Here is a 15796-nt window from a genome sequence, read left to right as displayed (position 1 = left end):
TACTTTCATGAAAGTTCAGAATCTTCAGATGGTAAGGATGTAGAAAACTTGTACCACAATACAAGTTAACCACTTAGAACCTCGTAAACCTTCTTCACCACTATTACCGCGAAGACGAGAAGTAAAATCTCAATTAGAGGCTGAAGGTTTTCCTTCTGCTCCTTGCTTAGGAACAAGCCACCTACCTCTAGAGTTATTAGAAGGCCTATGAGGGTTAAGGTTAGGAACACGTCGACGCTCTTAACTGCTAAAGCCGAAGCTATTATCCAGAGTGAGAGGAAGAGGGTTATGTAATCCTCTACATCCACTCCCTAACACCCCCAAGTTTCCTCGCCTCGACCTTGACTCTTTCTCCCTCTATCGAGAAGTTCCCAGCCTCTATGATTTCACTGGTTGCCTTAGCTAAGCCTAAAAGTATTGAGGAACATATGGGACAGGCAACCTTGTTGCAATAACTAATATTCCTCCTGCAGAACCCAATATCTTCTGGGGTCACGTATATTGTAAATCCTTCCTCATCCTCCTTTATGTAAACTCCCCTTGCTAATCCTAGGGCCCTTAGAACAGATGAAGATGCACTCTCCACATCTCCAACACTTGTTATTTCTCCCTCTAGGTGCTCCTCAAACCTTCCAAGAAGTTCAAGTCCAGTGGGCCTCAATAGTAAACCCATCTGCTTTTCGCTACCTACATTGGTAAGAAAGGCCACGTCTTCTCCAAATCTCCCTGGATCTATGTCGAAGTCCTTGTGTAGGGGAATAAACGTCCAGCCCCTGGGAAGGTTCTCGTAAGGCGGGATGTAGAGGGAGTTCCCCTCTAGCTCCAGATCCTCCACTATTCCTCTTATAGATTCGTGATAAGACCTTAAAGTCAGTGAAAGGGTGTCTCTCTTCACGTACTCCTTCCCCTTTATTGTCAGAACTATGGCCCCGAGGAATATGCCAGCCAATCCTATATTAATCATTTCAGAGTTACCGCTAACAAGGGAGTACATTAATATTACAGCTCCAACTACAGCAAGTGAAACCCCAACCAAAAGTTCAATTCTAAGCTTCACGGCATTTCTATCGGCAATCCTTTTAAAAGGTTATCTAAAATAATGTTTGGTCAAGATGAAGAGGGTTTCATTGCTCTTAATATTCCTGCTGATCACTCCTGTATTAGCTGAACCAAGGCAGATTCCCCTCAAAGAGGTTAGAGAGAGTGATGAGGGTTACTACATATTCTTCTCCGCTTTGCTTGAGTTGTACTCCAAGTCGCTTGGCGATGTTCTCAACGAGAACTTAAATAGTACCTCCTATGAAAGGCTTACTTCCATTTTAAACTTTTTAATCGAGGAGCAAAATGAAAGGCTTAGGAATTTTTTACCACCTTTCCTTGAGTTCCATAGAGGAATTGGAAAGATAATTGAGGGGCAAAGAGCATTCTTCAAGGGGAAGATGCTCAGCGGAGTTGCAATGATGAAGGAGGGAATTTCCGAGAGCGAATTGGCCCTTAGCAACATAGAAAGCCTGGAGTTTAAAACTGAGGACGGAGAAAAGAGGTTAAATGTGGACAAGGTAAAGGATAAGCTTGAGAGAGTTAAGGAGCTAGTTTCAGCCTACGAGTTTTTGGCGAGGAAGAAGGTTAATGCACCGCTTGTCCTCTACGTATCAGATGAAAATCCTTTCATATATGAAAACGTAACCTTCTATGGAATAGCGAGAAACTTCTCTGAGGTTATACTTCACATAGGAAACGAGAGCTTCAAGGTTAAGGTAGTGGAAGGGGAATTTTCCCTGGACTACATATTTTACTCCCCAGGGGTGTACATTGCCTATGCTGAGGCAGGCAACGTTAAATCGAACGTTATAAGAATAAACGTCACTAAGATACCTACGAGGATAATAGCCCCTAAGGTTGTCGTCGGGAGAATCTTTCAGGATGTATACGTTAATGGTTCCCTCGTCGATTACATGGGGAATCCAATACAGGGGGAGCTAATGACTCCAATTGGAAATGTAAGCGTTAATGGAAGCTTTTCAATAAAGCTTAGATACGAGAGGTATGGGAACTACGCAGTCAACCTTTATTACCCAGGGAGTGATGTCTACGAAAGTAGCAAAGCAAACGTGAGGCTAGTTATTCTAAGACTACCCATTACAATAAGGATTTCCTCCGAGAGGGAGAAAGTTAGAGCTGGAAAGGAGTTCAGGGTTTACGGAAATGTTAGCGTTGATGTGCCCATTGAGCTCTGCGTTGACGACAATTGCTCTCCCATTGACGTCAAAAATGGGAGCTTTAACGCCACTCTAGCTCTTAAAGATGTTGGTATGCATAAGGTTTATGCCTACTTTAAGGGAAATGAACTGTACGAGCCGGCCAAATCCAACATTGTAATTGTTGAGGTCTATTCTTACCCAGTTAGAGAAATTGCTGTTGCGGTGTTTTTGCTTCTTATTATCTTCCTATTACTTAAACTTAAGCCTAGGAAAATGCAGGGAATTGAGATGAGTGAGGAAGAGATAAAGGAGCTCCTTAAAACGGAGGAGACGCCTGAGGAAACACCTACGGTTAGAGACTCATATAGGAACATTTACTTTACCCTAATAAGGAAGTTCAACCTCGGGAGGAGCACCACCCCCAGGGAACTACTGAACTTCCTCAGGGATAAACCCTTCTGGGATCACCTAGCTAAGGTCACGATGGGTCACGAGAAGGAAGTTTATGCCGGTAGAAAGTTAAGCCTTAGCGAGATCAAGGCCTTCTTTAGAGCGTTGGCGAACCTAATGTTAACCCTAATCCTGGGTGAGGAGCTATGAGAGTTATTTACGCAATAATGCTCATCTTCGGATTGGGCTTTCTTATATTGCCTATCTCAATCCCTGTTTTCCTTTCTAACGCCGAGTTCAGCATTTTGAATAATAAGTGGAACGGCCTCTCAAGCTTCGCAAAGCTGGTTTACGAAGAAAAAGGCATAGTAATTCCGATAACAGATAGCCTAAACAACTTCGACTTTAGGGAGGGCACGTTGATAATAGCTGGGCCTGATCTAAGTTATTCTGCATTGGAGGTTGAGAGGATCAAGGAGTTCCTCGAGAACGGGGGAACAGTGATAATCATGGACGACTTTGGAACTGGAAACCAGATACTTGAAAGGCTGAACTTAACGTTGAAGTTCTCTCGTAAGGTTCCAGTTGATCCCCTCTACTTCAAGGATTACAGGCTTCCAATAATAGTGAACATAGAGGATCAAGAGCTGGCAAAGAACGTCGAGGAGATAATTCTGAATTATCCATCGGTGATAACTGGCGGAGAGGGTGAAGCTTTTACTAGCAAGGTAACCTTACTTGGCAGCAACTTTGGACAGTACCCGGTTTTAGTTGAGCTCAGCTATGGAAAGGGGGGCTCGTCCTATTCTCAGATCCAAGCGTGTTCACCAACGACATGTTTTCCCTTGAACAGGGAGTTCATAGAGAACTTCGTCGAGAAGTACGTTAAACCTCCAGTTTACTTTGATGAGGCCCATCATTCAAACTTCAACCCCTACTACGTTGGGAGTATAGTAATTAGGAGGAGCTTGGACAAGGAGAAGGCCTTTTACGTTGTCTTGGCGATCAGTTTGATCGCTCTTACACTTGAGAGCGGCTTAGCTTATAGCGTTATAAACAAGGGTTTGGAGTTTGTGTTCAAGATTCTCGTCAAAGAGGAGAAGGTTAATGTGGAGGAGATAATTGAGAAGCTCGAGAAGGAAGGTTACGACAGGAGGATACTTGAGAAGATAGTTAAGGAGGTTGGTGGTTGAAATGGACGGGAAAAGATTCCTTGAGCTGCTCAAGGGTGAAGTCCACAAGGCCGTAGTTGGCAAGGACGAGGTTATAGAGCTCTTAGCTATAGCTTTACTATCTGAGGGTCACGTCATCTTGGAGGGAATCCCAGGGGTTGCCAAGACGACAATAGCAAAGAGCTTCGCTCAAGCCCTAGGCTTAAAGTTCTCGAGGATTCAGCTGACCCCAGATCTATTGCCGGCTGACATAACAGGAACGGTTTACTTTGACCAGAAAGACGGGCTCTGGAAGATAAAGAAGGGCCCAATCTTCGCTAACGTCGTGTTGGCTGATGAGATAAATAGAGCCCAACCAAAGACCCAGTCAGCCCTACTGGAGGCGATGCAGGAAAGGCAGGTCACCATAGAGGGGAGGACTTTTCCCTTAGAAAGGCCTTTCATAGTCATAGCGACAAAGAATCCCCTCGAGTTCGAAGGTGTGTACAATCTGCCAGAAGCTCAAGTCGACAGGTTCATGATCAGCATAAAGATAGGTTATCCTGACAAGGATGAGGAACTTGAGATGCTCAGGAAGAAGGACCGGAACGAGTTCAGGGAAGTTAGGAGCGTCTTCTCTAAAGATGTAATACTTAAGGCCATTAAGGAAGTTAGAAAGGTTAGAACTAGCGATGAGGTTCTCCACTATCTTTACGAGATAGTTAATGAGACGAGGAAGGACGAGAGGCTAATAATTGGGGCCTCACCAAGGGCCAGCGAGCACCTCCTTTATGCAGCTAAGGCGAAGGCCTTCCTGGAGGGTAGGGATTACGTGATTCCTGATGACGTTAAAGCTCTAGCTGTTCCAGTCCTGGCCCACAGGTTGCTGGTTAAGGCTGAGTACGAGGTTGAAGGTGTTAAGGGAGAGGACGTTGTCAGGGAGATCCTTGAGAGGGTAGAGGTGCCGGTATGAAGAGGGAAGATCTTCTTTGGACTTTGATAGGCTTGAGTCTACTATATAGTTATTTATCTAATAACTTGAGTGGTGTCCTATTTGGGGTCGTTCTGTTCTCTTACATAGTTCAGGCTAGGAGGGGCTTCAATCCAGACTTCGACGTTAAAGTTGATATCCCTGAGAGGTTTGAGGAAGGTATTACAGGAGAGGTTGTGGTTGGTGTTGTGAACAGGGGGAGCGAGGGCTTCCTGGAGGTTGAGGTTTCGGGAGAGGACGTTGAGGGGGATAAAAGGAGGGTATTTTTGAGGAAGGGAGAGAGCGTTGTGAAGGTCAAGGTTAAGCCCCTCGCAAAGGGTGAGATGGAGCTTAAGTTTAAGATCAGATTTGAGGATAGGGCCGGTTTGTATTACGAGGAAGAGGAGAGAAGCTTTAGAATTCAAGTTCTCCCCTCAGTGGATTCGATAAGGGAAGCTATGGAGGAGGAGAGGAGGGTTAGGCTAAAAGAAGCTTACAAGAAGGGAAGGATTGGGGTTGAGAGCTTGGAAATTTACGGGCTCAGGGAGTATTTGCCTGGAGATGACGTGAGGAGGATAGACTGGAAGGCAAGTGCTAGAATAGGCAAAATAATTGTTAAGGAGTTCTTGAGGGAGAGCGAAGGTGACGTTTACATAGTTTTAGATGCCTCAAGGGAGATGAGGAAAAGGGTTAGAAAAAGCAAGATAGACTACGCCTCAACTCTAGCTCTTTACTTGGCCACCCTCATAGTGAGGGAAGGGAGGAGGGTTGGGCTCATAATCTTCTGGGACGAGGACTTCAAGGTGGTAAAGCCCGGGAGGGAGCTGGAGAAGATAAGGGAGGCGATAAGGTTCAGGCCCGTGAGGGGATTGATGAGCTTCAAGGGCGAGATTAGTTTAAGGGTGAGGGGTTTCCTTAAGCTCTTCCCCAGGAAGAGGAGGAGTATTGCTGATGCCTTGCTAAGCCTAAGAGAGAGCTCCCATCTGATACTAATTTCCGATTTAATGAGCAACACACCGCTCCTCTACAGGGCCATAGCGATGGCCAAGAAGAAGCACAGGATAGTGATCTTGTCTCCTAATCCCGTCCTTTTCTATTCCGGGGAGCTAGATGAGGAAACGTTAAGGTTCCTGTACAGAAAGTACAAGGAGAGGGAGAAGGTGATTAGGAGGTTCAATTCCCTAGTTCCAACTCTCGACTTGGGACCCTCCGATTATAGGGAAGTGCTGGAGGTGTTGGGATGATCCTCTCGTTAGTACTTTTGGGTTTGTCCTACTTAGCGCTCAGGAAGAGTAGGGATGTGGGGTTGTTAGTTTACTTCTTCTACGGGATAGTTGTGGTTAGAGAGGTTGAAGTTGAGAGCTTAATATCCGTTAAGGGTTTGCTGGTGCTAGTATTGTTTGCCATTTCGGTGTTAGTACTGGGAAGGGAGCTTAAGCTTGAGTGGGTTGAGGTTGGCCTAGTTTCGTTGGTATTTGCACTCTCTCTCTTTGTACAGCATTTAACTCTGGTTGTTGTGGGTGTTATGCTTTTAAGCTCGCCTCTGCTCCTTAAACCCGTGAAGAGGAGGGATTTAGGATCGGTAAAATCGCCTGACTACTTTATCCAATCAAAAAAGCTTAAAAGTTGGACTAGTGGGAAATGAAAGTAGTATAAATTAAAACCCTAGTTCCCACCATCTGTGAAGTTGTATAATCTGTCCAGATTCACGGCCAGAATCGCCCCTAAAATCCTGACAACCAACCCCCTCAAACTAACACTCCTGCTCGGCCTCAGAAGAAACTCAGAAAACCTAAAAAATCTCAATCCTCCTGCGAAAGTCAGACAAGTACTTGTAAAACTTCTTCTCCTCCAGATTACTAATCTGATTCCCCCGCTTTACTGGCGTGTAAACAACGCCAAACCTCAGAAATTCCTCCTCGAGCCCCCTGCTAACATACCCCTTATCCAAAAACAGAAAACAGCCAGAAAACTCCTCAACAATCACCCAGAACTTTTCCCGGACAACACTCACATCATGCTTATTCGCCGGATCAACGGACAGCAAAGCCAACAGGTTCCCATCAGAGTAACAGGTCAGCTTGTACCCATAGTAAAACTTTTTTTAGAGGGAACAAACCCAACTGCGGGCTTTTCAGAGATGATTTCTGAAGAACCCTTCTTCTCCTTCCTGTTTTTTCTGGCCAACTCCTTGGTCTGAATGGGTTTTGAGTCCAGTATTCTAACGTATTCTCTGGCGTGTTTTTTGAATAATTCTTCCTGCGCTAGGAGCAGGAGTTTTTCGTGCCTGTTCAAGCGTTCTGTTAGTTTGTTGTACCTGATTTTGGGGAACAGCTTCATTTCTTCGATTAGGACTCTGTAAGCGTGCTTGTAAACTCCTCCGAAGTGCAGGTGGGCTAGTATTGCGAAGGTTATCAGGTCGTAGAGGCTGATTACTTCCCTGCGAGTGTTTTTCGGGTAGTGTTTGCTGACTATCGGATAGATTTCGGATTTTATGATCAGGATTTCCTGCTGAAAGTTCATAACAACCACCAACCAATCAAAAAACTTAAGTGCTTATAACTCTAACGATCTAATGGGAACTAGGGTGAAGAAAAAATATTTGCCGAAATGTTAATAAATTACGAGATTTGATTACATATTGGAAGATGAATAAAATAAAAAAGTTTGATCCCTCAGAGTTTATGATACTACTCCCAAAGAAAAACGAAAATGGGGATCCCAATGGATAACAGAACCCTAATAGTGATTCCCGCATACAATGAGGAACTAACTATTGGTTCGGTTGTAGCTTTAGCTAAAAAGTATGGTGATGTTCTGGTAGTTGATGATGGTTCTTTTGATAGAACTTCTGAAATAGCTAAGGAAGTGGGGGCTATTGTAATACGACACGAGAGAAACGTGGGCAAGGGGCAGGCTCTTAAGACGGGTTTTGAATATGCCCTTAGCAGGGGATACGATTTTGTAGTAACTTTAGATGCCGACGGCCAGCACAACCCTGATGAAATACCCCTTCTCCTCGAGCCTACAATTAAAGGCGAGGCAGACTTAGTTATAGGTTCGAGGTACTTAAACGAGAGTAAAAAGAAAATTCCAGTTTATAGAAGGTTTGGATTGTGGGTGTTGAATAAGGGCACTAAAGTTGTAGCAGGTGTTGACGTAGATTCTCAAAGCGGTTTCAGAGCTATAAACAGAAAAGCTTTGGAGAAGCTAAATTTAAATAGCATCGATTACTCGGTGGAGACTGATATGATAGTGAAGGCCCGAGAAGAAGGACTCAAAATTAAGGAGGTTCCAATAAGTGTTCGCTATGATGTGCCAAAGAAACACAAGAAAAACCCTGTTTCTCACGGCCTTAGTGTTTTAGCAAGCATTTTGAGCTTTATAGGCTATAAGAGACCTTTACTGTTGTTTGGAAGCTTGAGCATGATATCGTTTATTGTTGCCGGAATTTTAGGGTATTTAGCTTTGGAGCCGTATTACAGGGGAGAAAATGTTTATTTAACTCAAGCTATAGGCGCGGGGATTTTTGTGATTATTGGGATTCAGTTGTTCATTGCTGGGTTGATGCTAAACGTGTTGGCAAAGATGGTGAGGGAGTGATTAAAAAGGAGTTAAAAATGTGAAAGGGGGAAATAAAATGAAGATCTCAGTCCTTGGTCTCGGATACATAGGCTTGCCGACTGCGCTCCTGTTTGCGGCCAGTGGGCATGAAGTCGTTGGAGTGGATATTGACAAAAGAAAAGTTGAGCTACTAAACTCGGGAAAACTCCCGTTTCAGGAACCGGGTCTTGAAGAGCTCTTTGAAAAGGCCAAGAACAATTTTAGAGTGAGTACTGAAGTCGAGGAGTCAGACGTCTTTTTAATAGCAGTTCCCACTCCCCTCGACTTTCACACAAAAGCGGCTGACCTGAAATACGTTAAATCAGCGGCGGAAATGATATGGTCACATCTAAGAAAGGATAATTTAGTGATTCTGGAGTCAACGGTTCCACCCAAGACAACCGAACGGCTCCTAATTCCGATACTTGAGAAGAGTGGACTAAAAGCAGGGATAGACTTTTATCTCGTTCACTGCCCCGAACGTGCGATCCCCGGAAAAACAATCCACGAAATGGTTCATAACGACAGGATCATAGGGGGCATAACCCCCGAGTCAGCACAACGTGCCAAGGAACTATATTCTTCCTTCGTTAAGGGTGAGATATACCTAACGGATGCCACTACTGCAGAATTCGTAAAGCTCATCGAGAACACTTACCGTGACGTAAATATAGCACTTGCCAACGAACTTGCTAAGATCGCCGAGGAGTACGGCATCAACATCTGGGAAGCCATAGAATTGGCAAACAAGCACCCAAGGGTAAACTTCCACAAGCCTGGGCCTGGTGTGGGCGGGCACTGCATAGCTATTGACCCATGGTTCGTTATTCAAGACTCATCATACGGTAAAATAATAGCGCTTGCAAGACACGTAAATGACACTATGCCCAACTATACTCTCCGTAAGGTTAGAGAGATGTTAAACGGCATCAAGAACCCCACCATTACGGTCTTTGGTGTAGCATATAAGGGGGAACGTCGATGACGCCAGAGAAACGCCAGCTTTGAGATTCATTAAATTAGCAGAGAACGAAGGGTTTAATATCAAAGTCTATGACCCAATCGTGAAAGACTTTGAATATCCAATATTAAGTCTGGAAGATGCAGTAAAGAATAGTGATTGCATAGTCGTGATGACTGACCACGATGTCTTCAAGTTCCTTGACCCAAATGAAATCGGAAAGTTCATGAGGAATAGGTGCGTGTTTGATGCTAGGAACATACTCGATCACGAAAAATGGAAGAAGGCAGGATTTAGAGTTAGGGTGCTCGGAGATGGGAAAAATAATATATGACATATGGGCTGATGTTGCCAACACTCCTCAGGTCCATGTAATTGCCACAATAATCAGAGAGTTTGGAGAGTACTCCATATATGTTACTGGGTTCAATCGTGGTGAAACCGCCCAGTTAATCAAAATGTATGGGCTTGATGGTGAAGTTTTTGGATCTGACCAATACAACCCTGTTGCAAAGTCTTTTTCTTTTGCTTGGAGAACGGTTAGACTACTCTACAAGGCCCCGAAAGCGCGGTTGCTCTTAAGCTTCGAGAACGCCATGCCTCTTCCAGCAGGAAAGCTCAAAGGCACAAAAATAGCCCTCATGCTCGACAACGAGCTCAAGTTCATTGGAAAAAGGCCCCTCTTTCAAAGGATTGAGTCGACGCTAAAGAAGTTGGCGGACGTTGTTCTTGTCCCCGAAGTTGCAGAAGATACCTTCAGGAGTCATTTCGGAGATAAGGTTACCACTTATCCAGGGTATAAGGAGCATATATACACTGCAGACTTCAATCCTCGCCCCAGCTTTGTTGATGATAGTGGAATTCCCTTTGAGGAGTACATTGTTTTGAGGCCGGAATCATTAACGTCTCTGTACGTCCTGCACGAGAGATCTCTGGTGCCGGAACTCCTAAGGCTTTTTAGCAAGGAGGGCATAAATGTCGTCTACCTTCCAAGAAACGGAGAAGAGAGAGCGTTAGCAAACGGCTTCGACAACGTGTTCATTCCTCCCATGGCACTCAATGGACTGGAGCTTATATACCACTCGAAGGCTACCCTCACCGGCTCTGGAACGATGGCGAGGGAAGCCGCTGTCATGGGGGTGCCCGCAGTCTCATTTTTCCCCGGAGCGAGATTGCTCAGTGTAGACAGGGACTTAGTTGAGAGAGGGAAGGTACTCCATTCAAGAGACCCGGGAGAGATCCTCGAATATGTTATCGATAACTGGGGGAAAAGGCGGAAAGGAGAGCTCGAAAAAGCGAAGAAAGTTAAGAGACAAGTGGTTCAAATGATAAAAGCGATGGTAGAGGGTTGAGTCTATTCCAATTGATAACATCAGATAGATAAAGGGTGGAGGGAAGTTAAATGGTGTTGAAAGTCCTTGCGATTGCTCCATTTTATAAATTCTTTGTAAAAGATCTAACAGAAGTCATAGCCAGAGATGTCGATAACATAACCGTCTTCGTTCATCACAATTATTTGTCCGAAGTAGCACCTTACCTACCGCTTCCATACTTCAGGCATGTTGAAAAATTCTCAAAAAGAAATTTGGTTGATTTAAAAAACAAGCCAGAGAACGTAGATATTGACATTATATCTACGCTTTATTTCATTCCAGATGGTAGAAACTGGGGCTTGGGAGACAAACTTTTCGAGAAGTTTAGAGACCATATCAAAAAAGAGAAAATTGAGTTTGATTTAATTCACGCTCATTTCACTTGGCCGAGTGGATATGTTGGAGTTAAGCTTGCTAAAGAATTCAGTGTTCCAGCTGTAATTACAATTCACGAGAACAGAGACTGGTTTTTGAGAGAATATAACTCAAAAAATGATAGAATTTATTGGACTTGGAAAAACGCTGATGCTATTATAAGAGTCAATCAAATTGATGTTCCAATTCTTAGCGAGTTTAACCAAAAGGTTTATTCAATACCTAATGGTTTCAATCCCAATAAGTTTCCAGTTATGAATAAAAATAAAGCCAGAGGAGTCCTTGATTTACCTGAAGATAAAAAAATAATTTTTAGTCTAGGAAACTTGATTGAAAGAAAAGGTTTCCAATATTTAATAAGTGCAATGAAAGAAGTAGTGAAGGTTAGAAACGATGTTTTAAGCTTCATCGGTGGCAGCGGCCCATTAAAAGGAGAACTTGAAAAGCAAATAAAAGGTCTGGGGCTCCAAGAGCACGTTAAACTTCTCGGCTTCGTTTCTGATGAAGAGCTTGGCTATTGGATGAATGCTGCTGATTTGTTTGTTTTGCCGAGTTTGAGTGAGGGGAATCCTACGGTTATGTTTGAAGCTTTGGGTGTTGGTTTACCTTTTGTTGGGACTAGGGTTGGTGGTGTGCCAGAGATAATAATTTCTGAAGATTATGGGTTACTTTGTGAGCCAGCAAATCCAAAAGATTTGGCAGAGAAAATTTTAATTGCCTTGGAAAAAGAATGGGATAGAGAAAAGATAAGAAAGTATGCTGAGCAGTTCACATGGGAGAATATTGCAAAAAGAACGTTGGAAGTTTACAGGAGAGTGTTGAAATGAAGGGCTCAGATAACATAGCTGTAAAAAATAAAATTGGTATATTTTTCTTGCTATCTGCTATAATTTTCAGAATATTAACACTTCCAACATCTCCGGGAAATTTCTATGGACCAGCGCATTACTATAACCTATATCTTCCAGACTTTGGTCTTAATAGTGATATTGCTATCTTACCACATGCTTCAAAAACAGTTTTATCGATGTATCTCTTGAATAAAGTGACACTTGAGGTTTTAGGAGATATTCTCTTGCTCCATCAAGCAATATACGTTATGCAACCGCTACTTGTTTTTTGTTCGTATTACTTGTTTTTTACTTTTATTGGAGTTCGTGATTACAAAATATTCCTATCAGGGTTTCTTTCAATGATTTTAGGTTGGCCAGGGATCGTGTTAATCCTTGGTATGGTTGTTCTATATTCGTTTTTTAAAGTTGGGAGAGAATTTTTTGTGTTAGCTTTGATTTCTTTTTCAACTCTCACTTTATATTGGCATTCTAGTCACATGTTATTTTTTGTAATATTGCTGTCTATTTCTGGCTTTATTTTAGTTATCAAAATCATATTTAAAAATCAAGCCGGTAAAGTCAATCAATATATCCCAACTAGGATTGTTTTGGTGACATTACTCTCGACTTTTGTATGGGTATGGGGTAGAAAATTGTATGGATCTCAAAACTTGCTCTCCTCCTTTAGAGAGTATTTTTATCTTAAAAGATTGTTAGAAGGTTTGTTTTCGAAAGGCGCCTTTGTACCTCCGGAGTATCTTTATTATGACCCTCTATATGCGAGATTCGATCCGATTTTTGATGCTCTTAGATATGTTTTATATCTTGCAACCTTTATTATAACTTTATCAACTTCATTTAAAGCCCTTAAACTAAACAAGAGAGAAGAAATGCTTGGTTTGCCGTTAATTGTTGGTTCAGGTGCTTTTATGTTTCTGTACTATCTTGCAACCTACACTTTTGGCCCTGCACCAATATTGGTATTTTTAATTCCTTACTCTTTAAACATTTTGACAAAAAAAATGGTCAATAGAAAGAGCTTCGCATTAATTATGATTTTCTTTGTGGTTTTGTTGACAATAACAGGAATTTATGGCCAGTATAAAGGTATACGATCTTCCCCTGAATTTAATCAAGATTTCATAACTTTCTCCCCACCAATCCAATGGTTAACAGAACATAAAGCCGAAATAACCATAATCTCCGATGCAAACACGTTGGGATATATGACCATTTGGTATGGTAAAAATAGTCTCTATCACAAGTCTGAACTCCATTTTGTGTCTATAGGAAATTATTATTACCAAAAACTATATACAGGAAACTATGAGAGGAGAGGAGACATAATTTTTGTTTATAATTACGAATTATATAGAAAAAACTTAATGTTTGAATCTCTTCAAGCATGGAACAAATATAAGCCATTGGAACCATTGGTAGTTTTGAAAAATAGATTAAATGTAGTTTACTCTTCACAAAAAATTTGGATTACTACTTAGCAAAAATAAAGAGGAGGGATGAGAGAATGAAAATCCTTACCGTAGCACCAAAAGTATCTAAGCCATATGGGGGCCCGTCAACAGTAGCTTATAACACACTTAAAGGGTTCATAAAGATAAATAAAGAGTTGGAAAGAGAAGATATTGAAATCACCTTTCTTTCTATCAATGATAAAATCAAAAGCAAAAAATTAACGGACAACATAAAAATCATCGGAACAAAAAGGCTTCCACCTGTAACATTTACAGGAGAGATTCAGGCCTTATTTGCATCAAGAAAACTTGAAAAGCCAGACCTCGTGCACTCGCATGACTTGTATGAGATATTTCCATGGATTTTGAAAAAGATTCCTACTATTTTTACTCTTCACGGTATAGTTTGGAAAGAAAAGATGTTTACAAAGAGTTTATATGCAAAATTATGGTATTATCTTTATGAAAAAAGGCTAAGAGCGTACCATAAAAAGTTTACAAAATTCGTAGCAATATCTCCTTATGTTTTGGAAGAGCTAAAATCAAAAGGTTTTGATACGTCAAAAGCGGTAGTTATTGAAAATCCTGTTTCAGAGGAGTTTTTCAATGTTGAAAAGAGAGAAGAACCGGTGATTTTGTATCCTGCTACTTTAATACCACGTAAGAACCAATTGGGTTTTCTCAGAGCTGCATCTACAATTAAGGAAGAATTGAGGGATTATAAAATAATTTTTACTGCTTCGGGAGATAAAAGTTATGAAATGGAATTAAGGAAGCTTGCAGAGAAAAGCAATCTAAATGTTGAATTCACGGGTAAGGTATCTTATGAAAAAATGTTAGAACTTTATTCTAAAGCTTCAATTGTTGCTTTAACTTCATTTGAAGAAACCTTTGGAATGGTAATTGCAGAAGCAATGGCAACTGGAACTCCTGTAATTGCTTCAAGAGTTGGAGGGATTCCTTACATGATTGAAGATGGTGAAACTGGATTCTTAGTTGATCCAAATAATCCCAAAGATATAGCTGAAAAGCTTGTAACGCTACTTTCAGATAAACATTTAAGATCGAAGATGGGAAGAGAAGGTAAAAAGGTAGCTGAAGAAAGATGGAAAGATGAAGTGATAGCAAGAAAACTTTTGGAAATGTATTTTTCTGCAATAGAACAAGATAAAAATACTAAGAGGTGATTATATTGGATTTAGCAATACTATCTAGTTATGGCCTCAATTCCGATGGAGGAGGAGTAAAAGTCTACACTCAAAACCTTGTCAAAGCCCTCCAAAAGAGAGGTATCCGTTTATTTTTGCTAATTCGAAAAGGAGAGCCAACAGAAGTAGAAGAAAAACTGTCTAAAAATCAGGTATTCTACGTCATTAAAGCTACTAGGCGACTCAATAAATTAAAACCAAAATTTGTTTTATCGCAAGGAGGCTGGTTTACGGTAATTCCAACGATGATTTACAAAATGCTTCATCCAAAAGCGAAGATAATTCATCTTTATCATACCCACTGTGACCCACCAAAAAGTGTAAAACAGAAGATTGCTAGAAACCCTAGTTCCCACCACCTGTGAAGTTGTATAATCTGTCCAGATTCACGGCCAGAATCGCCCCTAAAATCCTGACAACCAACCCCCTCAAACTAACACTCCTGCTCGGCCTCAGAAGAAACTCAGAAAACTTCGAAAACAAAGTCTCAATCCTCCTGCGAAAGTCAGACAAGTACTTGTAAAACTTCTTCTCCTCCAGATTACTAATCTGATTCCCCCGCTTTACTGGCGTGTAAACAACGCCAAACCTCAGAAATTCCTCCTCGAGCCCCCTGCTAACATACCCCTTATCCAAAAACAGAAAACAGCCAGAAAACTCCTCAACAATCACCCAGAACTTTTCCCGGACAACACTCACATCATGCTTATTCGCCGGATCAACAGACAGTAAAGCCAGCAAATTTCCATCAGAGTAACAGGTCAGCTTGTACCCATAGTAAAACTTTTTTTAGAGGGAACAAACCCAACTGCGGGCTTTTCAGAGATGACTTCTGAAGAACCCTCCTTATCCTTCCTGTTTTTTCTGGCCAACTCCTTGGTCTGAATGGGCTTTGAGTCCAGTATTCTAACGTATTCTCTGGCGTGTTTTTTGAATAATTCTTCCTGCGCTAGGAGCAGGAGTTTTTCGTGCCTGTTCAAGCGTTCTGTTAGTTTGTTGTACCTGATTTTGGGGAACAGCTTCATTTCTTCGATTAGGACTCTGTAAGCGTGCTTGTAAACTCCGTTAAAGTGCAAGTGTGCTAGTATTGCGAAGGTTATCAGGTCGTAGAGGCTGATTATTTCCCTGCGAGTGTTTTTCGGGTAGTGTTTGCTGATTATCGGATAGATTTCGGATTTTATGATCAGGATTTTCCTTTGAAAGCTCAATACAACCACCAATCAACCAAAAGACTTAAGTGCTTATAACTCTAACGATCT

At 41.9% G+C, this 15796-nt stretch carries 16 protein-coding genes and 1 pseudogene; 13 read left to right on the top strand and 4 right to left on the bottom strand.

Features of this window, described 5'->3' with window-relative positions; translation table 11 throughout:
• Positions 1–65 precede the first annotated feature (65 nt).
• Positions 66–308 carry a hypothetical protein gene (locus ACMFNG_RS06655; RefSeq protein WP_011011939.1) on the bottom strand — a complete coding sequence of 81 codons (243 nt, stop codon included), beginning with the start codon at positions 306–308 and terminating at the stop codon, positions 66–68.
• Entirely contained in the window at positions 299–1057 is a 759-nt protein-coding gene (locus ACMFNG_RS06650; protein WP_011011938.1) for a hypothetical protein, read from the bottom strand. The genes ACMFNG_RS06655 and ACMFNG_RS06650 overlap by 10 nt, the downstream gene beginning before the upstream one ends.
• A gap of 55 nt (positions 1058–1112) precedes the next feature.
• On the opposite strand from ACMFNG_RS06650, the gene ACMFNG_RS06645 reads away from it, so the two are divergent.
• From ACMFNG_RS06645 to ACMFNG_RS06625, 5 genes are read left to right on the top strand one after another with little or no spacing between them, the layout of a single operon-like run.
• A complete protein-coding gene (locus ACMFNG_RS06645; RefSeq protein ID WP_011011937.1) occupies positions 1113–2801 on the top strand; it encodes a hypothetical protein in 1689 nt (562 codons plus the stop codon).
• Positions 2798–3784, top strand: coding sequence for a DUF4350 domain-containing protein (locus ACMFNG_RS06640; RefSeq protein WP_430515124.1), 987 nt, complete (start codon positions 2798–2800; stop codon positions 3782–3784). The genes ACMFNG_RS06645 and ACMFNG_RS06640 overlap by 4 nt, the downstream gene beginning before the upstream one ends.
• Position 3785: 1 nt before the next feature.
• Positions 3786–4715 carry an AAA family ATPase gene (locus ACMFNG_RS06635; protein WP_011011934.1) on the top strand — a complete coding sequence of 310 codons (930 nt, stop codon included), beginning with the start codon at positions 3786–3788 and terminating at the stop codon, positions 4713–4715.
• Positions 4712–5956, top strand: coding sequence for a DUF58 domain-containing protein (locus ACMFNG_RS06630; protein WP_011011933.1), 1245 nt, complete (start codon positions 4712–4714; stop codon positions 5954–5956). Before ACMFNG_RS06635 ends, ACMFNG_RS06630 begins: the two co-directional genes overlap by 4 nt.
• Positions 5953–6357 carry a hypothetical protein gene (locus ACMFNG_RS06625; protein ID WP_011011932.1) on the top strand — a complete coding sequence of 135 codons (405 nt, stop codon included), beginning with the start codon at positions 5953–5955 and terminating at the stop codon, positions 6355–6357. Before ACMFNG_RS06630 ends, ACMFNG_RS06625 begins: the two co-directional genes overlap by 4 nt.
• 20 nt (positions 6358–6377) lie before the next feature.
• Here the strand turns inward: ACMFNG_RS06625 and ACMFNG_RS06620 are convergent.
• A pseudogene (locus tag ACMFNG_RS06620) lies at positions 6378–7244 on the bottom strand (IS982 family transposase).
• Positions 7245–7424: 180 nt separating this feature from the next.
• Here ACMFNG_RS06620 and ACMFNG_RS06615 point away from each other — a divergent pair.
• Genes ACMFNG_RS06615 through ACMFNG_RS06580 form a run of 8 tightly spaced genes read left to right on the top strand, consistent with a single transcriptional unit; the run spans position 7425 to position 14902 of the window.
• Positions 7425–8315, top strand: coding sequence for a glycosyltransferase family 2 protein (locus ACMFNG_RS06615; protein WP_430515123.1), 891 nt, complete (start codon positions 7425–7427; stop codon positions 8313–8315).
• Between the two features lie 37 nt (positions 8316–8352).
• Positions 8353–9300 carry a nucleotide sugar dehydrogenase gene (locus ACMFNG_RS06610; RefSeq protein WP_430515122.1) on the top strand — a complete coding sequence of 316 codons (948 nt, stop codon included), beginning with the start codon at positions 8353–8355 and terminating at the stop codon, positions 9298–9300.
• Between the two features lie 19 nt (positions 9301–9319).
• On the top strand, positions 9320–9610 hold the full coding sequence (locus ACMFNG_RS06605; RefSeq protein WP_430515121.1) for a UDP binding domain-containing protein: 291 nt from the start codon (positions 9320–9322) through the stop codon (positions 9608–9610).
• Positions 9591–10628 (top strand): DUF354 domain-containing protein, encoded by a 1038-nt coding sequence (locus tag ACMFNG_RS06600; protein WP_430515120.1) that lies wholly within the window; start codon positions 9591–9593, stop codon positions 10626–10628. The genes ACMFNG_RS06605 and ACMFNG_RS06600 overlap by 20 nt, the downstream gene beginning before the upstream one ends.
• Before the next feature lie 50 nt (positions 10629–10678).
• On the top strand, positions 10679–11851 hold the full coding sequence (locus ACMFNG_RS06595; RefSeq protein ID WP_430515119.1) for a glycosyltransferase: 1173 nt from the start codon (positions 10679–10681) through the stop codon (positions 11849–11851).
• Entirely contained in the window at positions 11797–13356 is a 1560-nt protein-coding gene (locus ACMFNG_RS06590; RefSeq protein WP_430515118.1) for a hypothetical protein, read from the top strand. Before ACMFNG_RS06595 ends, ACMFNG_RS06590 begins: the two co-directional genes overlap by 55 nt.
• A complete protein-coding gene (locus tag ACMFNG_RS06585) occupies positions 13341–14516 on the top strand; it encodes a glycosyltransferase family 4 protein (protein ID WP_430515117.1) in 1176 nt (391 codons plus the stop codon). Before ACMFNG_RS06590 ends, ACMFNG_RS06585 begins: the two co-directional genes overlap by 16 nt.
• Positions 14513–14902 (top strand): glycosyltransferase family 4 protein, encoded by a 390-nt coding sequence (locus ACMFNG_RS06580; RefSeq protein WP_011011917.1) that lies wholly within the window; start codon positions 14513–14515, stop codon positions 14900–14902. The genes ACMFNG_RS06585 and ACMFNG_RS06580 overlap by 4 nt, the downstream gene beginning before the upstream one ends.
• Here the strand turns inward: ACMFNG_RS06580 and ACMFNG_RS06575 are convergent.
• A protein-coding gene (locus ACMFNG_RS06575; protein WP_430515116.1) for an IS982 family transposase occupies positions 14883–15754 on the bottom strand; the annotation gives its coding sequence in 2 pieces (ribosomal slippage) (positions 14883–15326 and positions 15329–15754; 870 coding nt in all). The two genes, ACMFNG_RS06580 and ACMFNG_RS06575, sit on opposite strands and share 20 nt — an antisense overlap.
• Between the last annotated feature and the right edge of the window lie 42 nt (positions 15755–15796).

It is taken from the genome of Pyrococcus woesei, from assembly GCF_050496105.1.
Lineage (GTDB): Archaea > Methanobacteriota_B > Thermococci > Thermococcales > Thermococcaceae > Pyrococcus > Pyrococcus furiosus.
This window is presented reverse-complemented; position numbering and strand designations above follow the sequence as displayed.

Coding starts and splice junctions, on each gene's coding strand:
- ACMFNG_RS06590 (WP_430515118.1), top strand. CDS start 11,797: ATGGGAGAATATTGCAAAAAGAACGTTGGAAGTTTACAGGAGAGTGTT.
- ACMFNG_RS06640 (WP_430515124.1), top strand. CDS start 2,798: ATGAGAGTTATTTACGCAATAATGCTCATCTTCGGATTGGGCTTTCTT.
- ACMFNG_RS06630 (WP_011011933.1), top strand. CDS start 4,712: ATGAAGAGGGAAGATCTTCTTTGGACTTTGATAGGCTTGAGTCTACTA.
- ACMFNG_RS06595 (WP_430515119.1), top strand. CDS start 10,679: ATGGTGTTGAAAGTCCTTGCGATTGCTCCATTTTATAAATTCTTTGTA.
- ACMFNG_RS06635 (WP_011011934.1), top strand. CDS start 3,786: ATGGACGGGAAAAGATTCCTTGAGCTGCTCAAGGGTGAAGTCCACAAG.
- ACMFNG_RS06610 (WP_430515122.1), top strand. CDS start 8,353: ATGAAGATCTCAGTCCTTGGTCTCGGATACATAGGCTTGCCGACTGCG.
- ACMFNG_RS06645 (WP_011011937.1), top strand. CDS start 1,113: ATGAAGAGGGTTTCATTGCTCTTAATATTCCTGCTGATCACTCCTGTA.
- ACMFNG_RS06600 (WP_430515120.1), top strand. CDS start 9,591: ATGGGAAAAATAATATATGACATATGGGCTGATGTTGCCAACACTCCT.
- ACMFNG_RS06615 (WP_430515123.1), top strand. CDS start 7,425: ATGGGGATCCCAATGGATAACAGAACCCTAATAGTGATTCCCGCATAC.
- ACMFNG_RS06625 (WP_011011932.1), top strand. CDS start 5,953: ATGATCCTCTCGTTAGTACTTTTGGGTTTGTCCTACTTAGCGCTCAGG.